We start from the raw sequence: 15,381 nt of genomic DNA, 5'->3' as shown, positions 1-15,381 counted from the left end.
TATATTTAAATAAACTTATCTACTACATAAACCACTTGCATTAGCGTAATATAACTAACACTTGCCAACATTAACTTTCGAGCGGTAATATTATCGCGCTTTTCATATAACAGAAAAGCGAAAATCAACATAACCATACCCATCAAAAATATAATAACTGCTGCAGGAATCGAAAGTTGCAATCTACCTGTGATACCGAAAGCCGGAATTACAGAGATAACCAGCATCCAAATGATATACATTATAATCTGAAGTGCCGTTCCCTTATCCTTTCTACCGGTAGGCAGCATCTTAAAACCACCTCTTTTGTAATCATCATCCAGCATCCAACCTAAGGCCCAAAAGTGCGGAAACTGCCAAAAGAATTGTATCATGAACAATGTACCCGGCTCAATACCAAATTCATTTGTAGCGGCCACCCATCCTAACATAAAAGGAATAGCTCTATAATGGCCCCAACAAAAACAGCCAAAGGTGTTTTTGTTTTTAAAGGGGTATAACAACTTGTATATAGAAATATAGAAATTGCCCCGAACATCGCTGTCTTAGGGTTCAAGACATATAAAGACACGATACCCAACACGGTAAGCAAAATAGCTATAATCAGCGCTTTATTAACAGACATTCTACCAGAAGGTATTGGCCTGTTTTCTGTACGTTTCATTAACGCATCTAAATCTTTTTCGATGATTTGATTGTAAACATTAGAAGCCCCAACCATGCAATAACCACCAAAAGCCAACAGCAAAAGAGAAACAACCTCTATTTGCGGTGCACCCAATAAATAACCAGCCAAAGAAGAAAAAACCACACTAATAGCTAGTCTAGCTTTTGTAATCTCTTTAAAATCGGCCATTGCCAGCGCCAAAGTTGGAGCTGTTGCCGTATTCACCGCAGTCTTCATGCATCTTTTTTCGAACCGCAAAGATAGCTTTCAACCTCTATTTCTGCAACCAATTGGACATCTTTATATTATACACACTAAACACCTCAAAATCATTACAAATTACACCAAACTATACGGCACAAAAAAACCCGCCTACTTAGTAGACGGGTTTTTATATATCTTAATGTTACAGTTTACTGCAACTTAAATGTAATAGGAATACTAAATGGAACTCTTACAGCCCTACCACGTTGCTTACCTTATGTCATTTTAGGAAGCTTACCGATAATACGAGCAGCTTCTTTCTCTAGGTTTTTGTCTGGTCCACGCATTCTAACGTTACCGATGCTACCATCTTTTTGGATAGTAAACATTACACTAACCCTACCTTGAACACCCATTTCCTGAGCAATTTCTGGGTATCTAAAGTTTTTACCAATGTGCTTCTGCATCATTTTCTGGAAACAAGCTCTTTTATCAGACTCACTTTCGCAACCTGGAAAAATTGGCACATCTTCAATAACTGCAAAAGGTACATCTACATCTTCTACCTCTTCTTCAACAAGTACATCTTCTACTTCGATGATTTCTTCTTCTTGACTGGTTTCTGTAGATTCGATTACAGTTTCTTCAACTTCTTCTTCATCTTCTACAACCTCAATAATTTCAGGAGCCGCTGGTGGCGGTGGTGGCGGTGGCGTCTTAATCTGCTCCGTCATAGGAACCTCTTCGTCCAATTCATCATCAACATTCATTGAAATATCGTAATCATTGGTCTTATCATACGTTTTCCACTCCAATGCAGTATACACTAATCCCATTGTAACTGCTAGGCCAATAACAAAATAAAGTCCACTACTGCGGCCTACATCTGCTTTCGGGTTCTTTTTCGGTTCCATAATTTTGTATTTTAATGTGTGCTAATTTAATTAAATAATTCTTTAACAAGCAACTAATTCCTCCATTTTAACCACCTTTCCTTAGAAAAAAAGGATTTTACCACTAATGACCCCATGATTGCACCCACACTATTTGCTAATGCATCTAAGATATCGCCATGACGATCTGTAGTTAAACTGTACTGTAATACCTCAATAACTATACCATAACAGATAGCTCCAACCAAGGCTAATAAAACTGCTTTACGCAGCGCCATTCTTCCCTTAGTCACTTCTCTAATAAAAAACACTGCTAAAAAGGCCGCGCCAAAGTAAAAGGAAAAGTGAACTACCTTATCTAGGTTTGGAATATCTATGTTTGCTGCATCAGTATCTGAGAAAGAAACTAAGCTAGAAAATGTAACAAACACCATCCAGCTAATAAATGCAATCGTATACTTATGGTTTTTAAGCACCAATAAGCGATTTATAAGCATCCGCAGATAAAAGACTATCTACTTCAGAGGCATCACTGATCTTAATTTTGACCATCCAACCATCTCCGTAAGGGTCAGAATTTACACTTTCAGGAGCATCTTCCAATTTTGAATTGAACTCAATGATTTCTCCACTTAAAGGCTGAAATAAATCTGAAACCGTCTTCACTGCTTCAACTGTCCCAAAAACTTCTTCTTTATCCAAAGTTTCATCTACGGTCTCTACTTCAACATAAACGATATCACCCAACTCACTTTGAGCAAAATCGGTAATGCCTACGGTAGCTATATCACCGTCTATTTTAATCCACTCGTGGTCCTTAGTATACTTTAATTCTGCAGGTATATTCATGGTCTTATTTTTATAAAAACAAATGTATTGTTTTCTGAAGGAGTATTCAAAAAAACAAGACTAAGTTGGTAAGTAAATGAAAGAAATTAACCTATCTCTATATGGAGAACCTGCCATAAAGCAAGTCTACTAGCGATTCTTCTGCACTTTGAAAAGTAAATTAATTACCGAAATTGTACCTGATAGTAAAGCCTGTGTTGATTGTAGTCTGCGGAAAGGCAGTAGAAACGGCAAACTGAGAGAACGAATGGTCATAGAAGAACAAGGCGTTTAAGTTTTTACTTAGCGCGTAATCTGCAGTAAACTTAATAGATAGTAAGTTTTGACCAGAAGTAATCTGGTTGTTATCTATATCTAGGTTTCTGATAATGGTAATATTATCCCTTAATGTTACATCTGCCTTTAAGTTCAAGTCTCCTTTTAACCGAGTTTTGTTTCCACCAATATTGGTAACAAACTTCACATCTTTAAAACGATATCCCAAACCAACGGTATATTCCTTACCGTTCATTTCGGTCATAAGATTGTTGTCAAAACTAAGCGCCAAGGTTCTGCTGGTTCTCATCTCTGCCAAGATGCTTACCGAATTTTTCATTTCAAAATCAAGACGAACCAAAGGATTAAACTCATCATTTAAAACAACGTTATTTAAGATAAGATCGGACATTTGATCACCTGTATCCGCATCTAAGGTAGATAGCCCGTCATTTTCTAACTGTACTTTCTCAAGATTAGTCTGAAAAGAGTTAATACTGTAAGCCGCACGGTATCCATGGCTCAGAGAAAAACGCTGAAACCTTTTCTTAAACCACTTATTACGCATTAGACCTGTAAACTTTAAATTCCAGTTCGGAATAGGTATCTGACGGAAAGCATCTAAATTTACGCGCTCTGCATCTTGCCCAGTATACGCCGCAAAGAAAGCTGGAAGCAATACATCTTGTTGTGTTTTGCCATATTTTTCAGGAAAACCAGTATCAGGGTCTAAATTCAAAGTCTCGCCCCTATCAGCAACTAAGCGCTTAGCTACAATAAGACGATTCTGTTTGAACTGCTCAAAAGTTTCTGAATCAAACTCACTACTCTTATTAAAAACGGTACCTATCATAACCGTAGATATACTAAAGTTACCATAGTTGTTCCCTAAAAGGTTGTTATACTCTAATGAGCCGTCTACATTACGTATTACACTAAAATTCTCTTGATAGCTGTTAGAGTATTGTCTGTCCGCAGATAAATCTATGGTCAAATCTTTGGTTGGCTGCGCCGTTGCAGTAATATTTAGCTGTCTGTTTACATTCTGAATATACTGCTCATTAAATTCTTCAAAACCAGTCAACCATCCTTTTCTTGCCGCATTAAAACGTACATCTGCCTGACTACCGAACACAAAACCTACTGAGGGCTTTAACGACCCTACAAAACCAACAGACTGCGTATACCCTGGCAATACTTTACCTCTACTCTCATTATAGTTTACGTTCACACGCTTCACCATCGTAAGCACATCTACTGCCGTATTAAAAAGACCGCCACTTTTCTTTTTAGTCTTCTCTTCTCCTGATGCCGGATTTCCAGCTTTATCTTTCCTTATTGAAGCTTTAGGTGCAGCTGATTTACCACTGCGTTTTTTAAGACCAAGCATGTCATAGAACTTTTGCATGGTTAGATTTGCAGTAATATTATGCGTACTAGCATTCTGAACCGTATTGATATCTTCTAATGCCACTTCTCTTAGGGCATCACCACCACGTTGCCAGTCAAAATTACTGGTATAACTGTATTGTGAATTTATAAAATCAAGAAACGGAATCTTGCTAAAAGGAAGTTCATAGTTTAACTCTAACTGTTGCGCATGCCTGTTTGGCTCTCCCAAGTCCCAGAAACCGTCCCATAAGCCCAATGTCTGATCAATTGCGGAATTGGGGTCTGAAGGGTCTTCAAAATAATTACGAACAATGTGATTATTACTTGCCGTCATATTTAAACGCAATGACTTGGTAAGACTATAGTTTACCGCATACTGCCAGTTAAACTGATAGTTTCTCTGACGTAATGTTGGCAAGTCTAATTTATCTACTCCTTCTTCTACAACATCCCTAAAACGTTGTTGACTAAATTGCCTTTCTATATTTGAGTTAACAGATACGCTTGTAGGCAATAAACTAAGATTCAATTCTTTTAGCCATCTCCAATAGCTACTGGTAAACAAAGAATCGTTTTTAGCAAAAGGGGCTACCTCAACAGGTTTAAAATTGTGATTGTATACAAAACCAGTTGCAACGTTCTGGTCTTCTAAAGAAGCAATTTCAAAATCTCTATGATTGGTTTCGTTGTACGAATAGTTAAAAGTGAAATTTTCTACATCATAAAAATTAGCATCAGCCTCTTCCCCTCTATCCTTGCGGACTCCAATAAAGTTTATGCTTGTTCGCTTAGTGTAATCCTCAGCTTGTTCCTCAATAGCTTTTGCGTCATCCGGATTATCCGCTGCATCAATTCTATCCTGTAATTTTAAATCATCATAAACAGGATCAAACTCTGGGGTTATCATTTGTTCAGATATACCATAGTTAAAAGGAAGCTGAATTCCCCATTTATTAGGAAGCAATTGCCCTAGGTTCACATTTGTGACTACATCATATGAAAGAGCATCTTCACGAGCGCGTTCATTAGGCATTTGATCAATAGCACCAAAACCGGAGGTACTAGTACTACCCGTTGCTGAAACATTTGCAAAATCTGCAAAATTGGCATCTACCGCAGCCAAAGCCGCCCATCCGCCTTCATTATCCAAACCAGCTAAACGTAATTCATTAAACCAGACTTCACCTCTTGCGGGAGTCCTACTAACATTTTTTACACCCACCATCATACTACGGATACTTCCCAAAGATGGGTTACCCTGTATTCCTATTCGCAATCTACCCGGTGTTCTGGCAGAAAGTGGATTTACAGATACTACTTCGCCATCTATAACTTCAAAATACCTAATCTCACTTAAGTCCGTTCCTGAAATCCAAACCGATTTCACTTTATTAAGATCCGCCAGTACAATCTCCATTTGATTATTATCCGGCCAAACTGCTTCTTCTGAACTTGAACCAAAAGGTGTGAACTCCAAAGGAATCTCTAGTTGATAAAGTTTTCTGTAAAATCTGTACCTATTCTAAGGAAACCAATTAACGGTTGGTCTACATCATAATTATCGGTCTCTAAAATTTTCTCGGCATGTATGAACATTTTCAATTTCTCATACTGGCGCACATCTATCTCAAGGTTTTTAAAAACACCTCTTGAATCTTGCGACTCCAAATTTTCCACTACCAGCGATAGTGATTGCTCATTCTGCTGAATTATTGTATTGTTATTATTCAATTGCTCACGAAGAACACCTTATGGCAGAACATAGGGAATTGGTGTCCTGCTTTCATTTTCTTGAATATTTACAGCGTTTACATCTAAAGTAGTAGCATCATCCGCTGTGTTAATATCATCTTCATCAAGAGATTTTGTGTATGTTCTCCAATCACCTCGTACTAAATCAAGAGTGGCAAAACGTAAAAGCACATCGCTAGAAAAGCCCGTCATGTACATACGTAAAGAGCTTACAGAACGGAAATCTGTGATACCTCCTACTGCATCAGTAAAATCACTTAATGGAATTTTATACTGGATCCATCGCGTACGCACCGTACTTTCATTTGGAATTCTCGTTCCTGAAAGCACCAGTGAATCACGTATATCTGTTACATATTTATCATTAATAGTAGTGTTGGGCTTAATAGGAATTCTATATTCATAATAACTATTTACCGTATTCATGGTAAGGTCACGATCAATATCCTCAACATCTGGCAATGTTGTAGACCCTCTATTATCATTAGTTACTTCTACCGGAGAGTTTCCTTGTGGGTTGTTAAAATTCAAGTAACGCTCTAAAATACCGCCTTCTCTTTGCAAGAAATACTCATAGTTATCCAAAGCTGGATCTTCAGGATTGTCATTACCATAAATAGCCGCTTCAGCTGCATCATCTAAACCATCAAAACCTATATCTTGTTGGGCACGACTGTTTTCATCTACATCAAAAGCATATACCAAAGCTTGTGTTGCTGGAACAGGTCCCCAAATTGGATCTTCTGGCTTAATACTCCCCTGACCATCTATAGGTAATCCGTTTTCATATTGTTTAAGTCCATCAGACAAAATATCTTCGGAAATATTACCTAGGTTAAAAACTAATTCACCTTGGCTTGTAGCTGTTCCTTCCAAATAAGGATCCATCACCCAAAATTGTACAAATTCTACATTGGCTTGCTCAAAGTTAGTACTGCTCAACGAACGCATAATACCACCCCATTTCTGATTGGGCACTTCTGTATTAAAATTAGCATTTGCATTATACGGCCCTTTCATTTGAGGATAGTACGCCAAATCTAATGTAGTCTGCTGACGAGTCTGTCCTTGTGCCACTTCAACTTGCGGAAAAACCTCATCTATGAATATTCTTCTTGTTGCGTTTGTTGAAATATCGTTATCACTTATACTAGAAGGTCTTTGGTTGGTATAAAAAACGGGATCTATACTATACCAAGCCGTTTTAGCTCTACCAAAACCTGTTTCCAATCCCTTTTGCGTTGGTGAATCTAAAAATTCCACAGGGGTACTTGCTAGTGCCCAGCCCAATGAAGAACGAATATCTATTAACGCTTGTGCACCTTCAAAATCATCTAAATACGTAGTTGTTTCCCCTTGAAAATCTGCATTTTTAGGAGAATTAGGTTTTAACCATGCTACTTCACCACGAACCGAAAGATTAGACGGTACATCTGTATCTATATTAGGAAGCTTATTAACTAAGCGAGTGAAAAACGGAACTTCTGTTGAGAAATTTCCATTAAAACCAAATACGGTATTATTTACCGGCTCCACTCCAAAATTGGACTTTTGGGTTAGCGGTCTTTCATTCAAATTCAATAAAGTGGCCCCTAGAACAAAGTTCTTATTGAACTGATGTTCTACGTTCACGCCAGTAAAACGACGTGTTTGTTGACCAAATACTGCATTATTTTCTACTGAAATATTAATTGGAGTGTTTGAAGCTTCTAAGCTTGGATCAAGAATCTGAACCGTACCCGCCTGATAATTTACGGTATAATCAATACCCTCTTGTAATTGTCTTCCACCAGCGGTTACACGCACCGAGCCTCTTGGAACGTTAAAAGCACCTATAGGAATACCATTACTTCCCTCTGACTTATAAGTTCCTTTAAGTAAAAACTTATCTTTTTCAGGATCCTGTAAAGCAGCTGATTTTGTCTGCACATACATATCTCTAAATACGTACTTCTTTTGGTTAGCATTATACGTACTTTCCGTATTATAATCTTCAATATCACCTAGACGGTTAAATAAATACTCACCAAAAGGCTCAACTTTGGTAAAAATTATCTGTCCATTTTGGGTATCTACGGTGATTATGGAACAAAATCAAAAAATCCATCACCACCAGATTGTACATCATTATAGGCATTCAACCTATCAAAATTAAAGACATTTAATAATATACGCTCTTGAAGAGGCTTGCCTCCATCTGTTTGGTTTGGAAAATCTTCTACTGGAGTAATATAGTTTCTTGGTGTTGGGTTAGAATAAAGAATATTCATCTTAAAATCATCTTCACTCAACCTAAAAGCACCCGTAGCATAAATATTCTTCATCATCAAATCCCAGATAGGATCAGATACATTGGTTATATTACTTTTAAGTAATTTAAGAATCAGCGTGTTGTTTTCAATTATAGGATTATCGATAGCACCTGAAACCGTAGTGGCATCTAGCCCTCCATTGGCAAATTCCCCTACTTGATAAACTTTACCATTATAGGTATATTGAAACGCAACGGCCAAGACCTCATCATTACTTAAACGTTGGTTCAATGAGATATACCCTAATTGCGAGTTAAATTGAAAATCTCTACTCTGCTCTAATTTTCTAGCATTCTCTAAATAGGCATAATCAAAACCTTGATTAGGCAGATAGCCTCCTACATTAAAACCTTGTTCTATAGTAGCTACATCACGAATACTGGTTGTTAACGCTCCACCTTTACCAATTAAAGCTGGATCATAGTTGTTTGCGTTATTTCGTGGTAATTCATTTGGCTGTCCTGTATTTGCTTTAAAAAATGATGCAGGAGCATTTTGGCCAATTCTAGTGGTTTCATCTCCCGCAACCAAGGGATCATATTCACCTAAATCTTGTATACCTACAATATTACGAACGTTTAAAGTTTGTTGACTACGGTTGGTTACCCACACTTCTATACGGGTAATTTGAACTTGACTTCTTATATAAGGATAGTTGACTAAAGCCGCATCGTAATTATCCCTAAAGTATTGTGATAAGAAGAAATGCTTGTCTTCATCATACTGAAGCGCTGAAACAGAAAAATCGTTAACCGTACCACCACCTTGCGCAACAACCGTGTTGTTTTGCGAACGTTGCTCAGAAAACACTGCTGTAACTGTAGTTTTACCAAATTGAAGCTGGGTTTTAACTCCAAAAAGACTTTGCGCCCCAGTTATTAAAGAACTGTTTAGCGGCATATTTACGTTACCTACTTCAATAGACTGGATAATATCATCCTCAGTTGGCGTATAATCTAATTTTACAATATTCTGGAAATCAAAAGTGGCTTCTGTATCATAATTTGCGGTTACCTGCAAACGTTCACCAATTTTACCTAGCATACTTAAACTAATACGCTGATCAAAATCAAAAGAAAGATTGGTACGGTTTCTTGGAGATAAGGAAGGGTTGTCATTTTTCTGCCAAATAACACCTAAATCCATTGCAACAGAACCTTGCGGTATTACTTCTATGGTATTACCTCCAAAAATAGATTGAAAGAAGCTGTTGTTTACGTAAAAGTTAGGAAGTAAATTTTTTCGAGCTTCTTCACTACCTTCTTTCTTGCCTGAGTAAGCATCTGATTTTTCTTTAAAGTAACCCTTTATCCCTTCTTCTTGTACCAGTTTGTAATATTGCTCTGGCGTTAGAATTACAGGATACCCAATATCAAAATCACCTACCTTCTCAGAATAGATGTACATGTTAAGGTTTGTGTCGTAGTCGTATTTAGAAACAATACTTTCCGGATTTTCCATTTTGAGTTTACCCAAAGAAAAACCGGTCTTTACGGAATCCACTTCTTGCTCTTCACTACCTTCATTTTCGGTTTCTTGAGCATACGATATACTCGAAGAAACAATCAAAAATAAAAATAGGAGTGTAAGCTTAAATGGTGATTTAAGAAATAGTTTGGCCCCTGTTTTCAAACTTGTTATAAATTTTTAAGCGCAAGTTTAATTATGTTCTCTACGCTGAGCGAGGGATCTTGGGTGAGTACTTTATCAACTACCTTTTCGGCTTGTCTTCTTACAAAGCCAAGAACCTCTAAAGCAGATAACGCTTCTTCTTTATTAGTATTGTTCGCAAGTGCGGAAACTTCGCCTATATCGTAAACTTTTAAAATCTTGTCACGAAGGTCTAGGATTACCCTTTGGGCTGTTTTGGCTCCTATGCCTTTGATAGATTGAATTGTAGGCACGTCCCCATTAGCAATAGCATCTCTAATTTGAGCAGGTTCCAATGAAGAAAGCATGGTTCTTGCTGTACTTGAACCTATACCGGAAACCGATAATAAAAGACGAAAAATTTCACGTTCAGACCTTTCAGAAAAACCGAATAACGTGTGTGAATCTTCCTTCACCTGAAGATGGGTGAATAAACTAATACTCTCTGAATCCCCTATTTTAGAAAAAGTATTCAAAGAAATATTTACAAAATACCCCACTCCACCACATTCTATTACTACATATGTTGGATTCTTTTCTACAAGTTTGCCTTTAAGATGGGTTATCATGTCCGGTGTGGTTTTGGGGTTATTTTGTCCGGCCATGACAGCCGGACAATCACTTTTTATTTAGCCTGTGTTGATTTGGCCTTTTTCCTTTTTTCTCTTTCTTGGGCATCTATAACCGCAACCGCCGTCATATTTACCATTTCATCTACACTTGCTCCTAATTGAAGAATATGAACTGATCTTCTTAGACCAACCATGATTGGACCGATACTATCTGACTGGTTTAATTCTTTCAATAATTTATAAGTGATGTTTGCAGCTTCTAGGTTAGGAAAAATCAAGGTATTGACTTTCTTGCCAGCTAGTTTAGAAAAAGGAAACTGACTCTGTAATAATTCCTTATTCAATGCAAAATCCGTTTGAATCTCACCATCAACTACCAAATCAGGATTTCTTTCATGTAAAATTCTAACCGCTTCTCTTACTTTTTTAGCATGAGGATGGCTAGATGAACCAAAGTTTGCATAAGACAACAAAGCCAATACAGGTTCAAAACCAAAAGTAGACGCAACATTTGCTGCATTCTGCGCTATCTCTGCAATCTCTTCTGCAGTTGGATCAATGTTTATAGAAGTATCGGATAAGAATAAAGGTCCTTTATCGGTAATCATGATGTTTACGGTAGATACCTTCTTAACGTTTGAAGCTCTACCTATAACCTCAAGAATAGGTTTTACTACCGTTGGATAGGCTCTTGAATACCCAGAAATCATTCCATCCGCATCTCCTTCAAGTACCATCATAGCACCAAAGTAGTTACGCTGTCTCATTCTTATTTTAGCGCTATAAAGTGTGGTACCACTTCTTTTTCTGCTTTCCCAGAACTTGGTCGCGTAGCGTATATGTTTTTCATCGAACTCGTTAGAAGTCGGATCTAAAATTTCTATATCAGCATTAAAATCTATCTCCTTTTTTAACTCTAGAATAACCTCTTTTCGCCCTAAAAGAATAGGTTCTGCAATACCTTCTTCATAAACAATTTGCGCAGTCTTAAGTACATCCAAATGGTCAGCCTCAGCAAAAACAATACGTTTTTTATTCATTTTTGCCCGGTTGTGCAATAAACGCACCACTTTATTGTCATTACCAGAACGTTGTAATAACTCCTCTTTGTAACGACCCCAATCTTCAATAGGATTCTTAGCCACACCACTATCCATTGCAGCTTTAGCTACGGCAGGTGGAATTTCAGCTATCAAACGCTGATCAAAAGGTTTTGGAATTATATATTCTTTACCAAAAGTCAACCTTGTTTCGCCATAAGCAATATTTACTTGCTCTGGAACAGGTTGCTTGGTAAGTTCGGCCAATGCTTTAACAGCGGCCATTTTCATCTCTTCATTAATAGTTGTAGCACGAACATCTAGAGCTCCTCTAAAAATAAAAGGAAAACCTAGTACGTTGTTCACCTGATTAGGATGATCTGAGCGCCCCGTAGCCATAATAATGTCTTTACGAGTCTTTACAGCCAAATCATAACTTACCTCTGGATCAGGATTGGCCATTGCAAACACAATAGGATTTTTAGCCATTGACATTAACATGTCTGCAGTTACAATATTAGCGATAGATAATCCTACAAATACATCTGCATCTACCATTGCTTCAGAAAGCGTATCTATTTTTCTATCTGTTGCAAATTCTTTTTTAGAAGCCGATAAATTCTCAGCATCTTTTCTAATAACCCCCTTACTGTCTAACATGACAATATTTTCGGCTTTAGCTCCAAATGCCTTATACAACTTGGTACAAGATACAGCTGCAGCACCAGCGCCACTTATTACTATACGTGCCTCCTCCATTTTCTTTTCAGATAATTCAAGGGCATTTAGTAATGCTGCGGCTGAAATAATTGCCGTACCATGTTGATCATCATGCATCACCGGAATATTAAGCTCTTCTTTTAGCCTTCTTTCTATTTCAAAAGCTTCCGGGGCTTTTATATCCTCTAAATTGATACCCCCAAAAGTAGGAGCTATCATTTTTACAGTCTCAACAAATTTATCTACATCTTCAGTATCAACCTCTATATCTATGCCATCTATATCAGCAAAAATCTTGAACAACAATCCTTTACCTTCCATAACAGGTTTAGAAGCTTCTGGACCAATATTGCCCAGACCCAAAACAGCGGTACCGTTAGATATTATAGCAACAAGATTACCTTTAGAGGTATACTTATATACATTCTCTTTATCCTTTGCAATTTCAAAGACAAGGTTCTGCCACACTTACGGCGAATAGGCCAAAGCCAGATCGCGTTGTGTAGAATACGGTTTTGTAGGAACGATTTTTATTTTCCAGGCTGCGGTTTAGCATGATATATTAATGCTTCCCTTCTCAGTTTTTCATTGCCCATAAGTCCATTAGATTTTAGAAAACAAATTTAAGAGTATTCAACGGATAAGTGTAGCGCGTGAACCGTATAATTTTTCAAGAAGACAATCTGCTACACAACAAAACCAGGTTTTAAGCAATTTACCCCTCCTTATCAGCTTTTACGTTTAACCGTAATGAAAATATACTGGCAAGGATAAAAAACGTACCTGCAAATAGAATTGCGTTGACAGCATTACCCCCAAGAAGGTTTTTAAAAATAGGCCCAAATGTTACCGTTTCTATACCCATGGGAATAACAATCATCATATTTAAAATACCCATATACACGCCTCTCCTATCTTGTGGAACAATCTTGGCCACCATGGTATAAGGTATACCCATCATTGCCGCCCATCCTATACCAAAGAAAACCATCGGAAATAACACATAAATTGAATCGGAAATATACGGGATAGCAAAAAGTGCAAGACCGGTTCCCAGTAAGCTTGCCGCATAGATTTTTTTACTTCCATATTTAAGGGCTAATGGAACCAAAGCCAAAGCCACAATCATAGTTGTAATATTGTACGTAGTACTCATTTTTGCAGACTGAGCAGCCGCTTCGGAAAGATTAAAACCCATTGTACTCATGAACAAAGGTGTTATAAACTGCCAATACACAAAAAGGGCGTACCACTGAAAAAGATAAACTACCGAGAGCTTCCACATGAAAGAAGGCATTTCTTTAATTGCTTTCGTTATCTCTACGAAAGGCATATTGAACCGTTGACCATATGACATTGCCTTATGCGCTTTTATCTCTTCAAGCTCTTCTTCTGACGGTGGAATTTCAGGTGTTTTCAAAACTGACCACAGAATGGTAGCTACCGATAAGAAGGCGCCAATGAAAAAGGAATAGTACAACCATTTTGGAATGGAACCTGCCATATCTACAACATCATCTACACTGAACCAATCTTGAAATAAAAAAATTGAGGCATTGGCCAAAACAATACCGGCACCAACAAATAAACTTTGCATTTGATATCCAAGACTCAATTGCTTTTCAGGTAATTTGTCTCCCACAAAAGCACGGTAAGGTTCCATGGCCATATTGTTTCCCACATCTAAAATCCACAGTAGACCTACGGCGAACCATAAGGCCGGACTTAATGGAAATGCGAATAAACAGATACTTCCTATGATGGCTCCAATTAAGAAAAAGGGCTTACGCCTACCAAAACGAGGTGACCAGGCTTTTATCTGATATAGCTCCTATTATAGGTTGAATTATTAATCCCGTAACCGGTCCCGCTATATTTAAAATAGGCAACATATCTTCTGGAGCACCTAAAAATAGAAAAACAGGATTGATTGCAGTTTGCTGAAGTCCAAAACTAAACTGAATGCCGAGAAAGCCCACGTTCATATTGAAAATCTGCCAAAAACTTAAGCTAGGTTTTTTAATAAAGTTCATTTGAAGTTGGTTTTGGTCTAAAAACTACCTAACAAGATAGAACAATAAATCCTCCACTGGAAAGAACTTAACAGTAAAATCTAAAAGTTGACGAACTCTAACGTTTTCGTTGGATGAACAGTTATTTTAAAAACTTGATGTTTCGCTGCAAACCAGAGAATTTTGTTCGTTTTACTGCAGATTTCTGAAAAACCTTTCTAAACACATCCTCGGTAATTTCTTCCCAATCTTTTTTTGACATTGATAATAACTCTGGGTGAGGATTAAATAATGGCTCTCTATGTGGTTTTGAAAAACGGTTCCAAGGGCACACGTCTTGACACACATCACAGCCAAAGGCCCAATCATCAAACTTACCTTCAAACTCCGTTGGAATTTCATTTTTAAGCTCTATGGTAAAGTATGAAATACATTTACTGCCATCCACTACATACGGCTCAACAATAGCCTCCGTTGGGCAAGAATCTATACAGGCGGTACAGGTACCACAGTGGTCCGTAACACGAGTATCATATTCTAAATCCAAATCAACAATAAGTTCGGCAATGAAATAAAAAGAGCCTACCTGCTGGGTGAGCAAATTACTGTGCTTGCCTATCCAACCTAATCCGCTTTTTGCAGCCCACGCCTTATCCAGTACCGGAGCAGAATCTACAAAAGCCCTTCCTCCTACCTCACCTATATTTTCGGAGATGAAATTTTGAAGTTCACGTAATTTTGATTTAATGACGTGATGATAATCATGCCCATAGGCATACTTAGATATTTTATACGTGTCATCTTCCTGTGTTTCTTCAGGATAATAATTGAGCAACAAAGAAATAACGGACTTAGCGCCATCAACCAATAAACGTGGGTCTAGTCGTTTATCAAAATGATTGGCCATGTACGACATTTCGCCGTTCATGTTATTATTTAACCATTTTTCAAGTCGAGGAGCTTCCTCTTCTAAAAAATCGGCTTTAGAAATACCACAGGACAAAAAACCGAGGCGCTTGGCTTCGGTTTTAATTAGTTCTGAGTATTTCTCTTTGGAGTTCAT

Annotated in this window: 6 protein-coding genes and 4 pseudogenes; all 10 read right to left on the bottom strand. The window is 37.6% G+C overall.

Annotated elements, in window-relative coordinates:
* Nucleotides 1–5: 5 nt before the first annotated feature.
* The 10 genes and pseudogenes from Q5W13_RS25760 to queG all read right to left on the bottom strand — a co-directional run bounded on the left by Q5W13_RS25760 (nucleotide 6) and on the right by queG (nucleotide 15,381).
* Nucleotides 6–503, bottom strand: coding sequence for a protoheme IX farnesyltransferase (locus Q5W13_RS25760; RefSeq protein ID WP_304446425.1), 498 nt, complete (start codon nucleotides 501–503; stop codon nucleotides 6–8).
* Nucleotides 425–904, bottom strand: a complete 480-nt coding sequence (locus Q5W13_RS25755; protein WP_304446424.1) for a protoheme IX farnesyltransferase — start codon at nucleotides 902–904, stop codon at nucleotides 425–427. Before Q5W13_RS25755 ends, Q5W13_RS25760 begins: the two co-directional genes overlap by 79 nt.
* A gap of 176 nt (nucleotides 905–1,080) precedes the next feature.
* Nucleotides 1,081–1,785: pseudogene (locus Q5W13_RS11850) on the bottom strand (energy transducer TonB).
* A gap of 53 nt (nucleotides 1,786–1,838) precedes the next feature.
* Nucleotides 1,839–2,240, bottom strand: a complete 402-nt coding sequence (locus Q5W13_RS11845) for a VanZ family protein (protein ID WP_162524430.1) — start codon at nucleotides 2,238–2,240, stop codon at nucleotides 1,839–1,841.
* A complete protein-coding gene (gcvH, locus tag Q5W13_RS11840; protein ID WP_155594794.1) occupies nucleotides 2,233–2,613 on the bottom strand; it encodes a glycine cleavage system protein GcvH in 381 nt (126 codons plus the stop codon). Before gcvH ends, Q5W13_RS11845 begins: the two co-directional genes overlap by 8 nt.
* Nucleotides 2,614–2,773: 160 nt before the next feature.
* Nucleotides 2,774–9,956: pseudogene (gene sov, locus Q5W13_RS11835) on the bottom strand (T9SS outer membrane translocon Sov/SprA).
* A gap of 5 nt (nucleotides 9,957–9,961) precedes the next feature.
* Nucleotides 9,962–10,543 carry a Holliday junction branch migration protein RuvA gene (gene ruvA / locus Q5W13_RS11830; protein ID WP_155594796.1) on the bottom strand — a complete coding sequence of 194 codons (582 nt, stop codon included), beginning with the start codon at nucleotides 10,541–10,543 and terminating at the stop codon, nucleotides 9,962–9,964.
* Nucleotides 10,544–10,599: 56 nt separating this feature from the next.
* Nucleotides 10,600–12,902, bottom strand: a pseudogene (locus Q5W13_RS11825) (NADP-dependent malic enzyme).
* A gap of 119 nt (nucleotides 12,903–13,021) precedes the next feature.
* Nucleotides 13,022–14,339, bottom strand: a pseudogene (locus tag Q5W13_RS11820) (MFS transporter).
* A 121-nt stretch (nucleotides 14,340–14,460) separates the two neighbouring features.
* The gene (gene queG / locus Q5W13_RS11815) at nucleotides 14,461–15,381 is read right to left on the bottom strand and encodes a tRNA epoxyqueuosine(34) reductase QueG (RefSeq protein ID WP_304446423.1); all 921 of its coding nucleotides are present in this window, start codon (nucleotides 15,379–15,381) and stop codon (nucleotides 14,461–14,463) included.

The sequence above is a fragment of the Zobellia laminariae genome, from assembly GCF_030553095.1.
In the GTDB taxonomy this organism is placed as follows: domain Bacteria; phylum Bacteroidota; class Bacteroidia; order Flavobacteriales; family Flavobacteriaceae; genus Zobellia; species Zobellia laminariae.
Note: the sequence above shows the minus strand (reverse complement) of the source record. Positions and strands in the feature narration are given on the sequence as shown.

Excerpts from the sequence above, each read along its gene's own strand:
- ruvA (WP_155594796.1), bottom strand. The coding sequence starts at position 10,543 with ATGATAACCCATCTTAAAGGCAAACTTGTAGAAAAGAATCCAACATAT.
- queG (WP_304446423.1), bottom strand. The coding sequence starts at position 15,381 with ATGAACTCCAAAGAGAAATACTCAGAACTAATTAAAACCGAAGCCAAG.
- Q5W13_RS25755 (WP_304446424.1), bottom strand. The coding sequence starts at position 904 with ATGAAGACTGCGGTGAATACGGCAACAGCTCCAACTTTGGCGCTGGCA.
- gcvH (WP_155594794.1), bottom strand. The coding sequence starts at position 2,613 with ATGAATATACCTGCAGAATTAAAGTATACTAAGGACCACGAGTGGATT.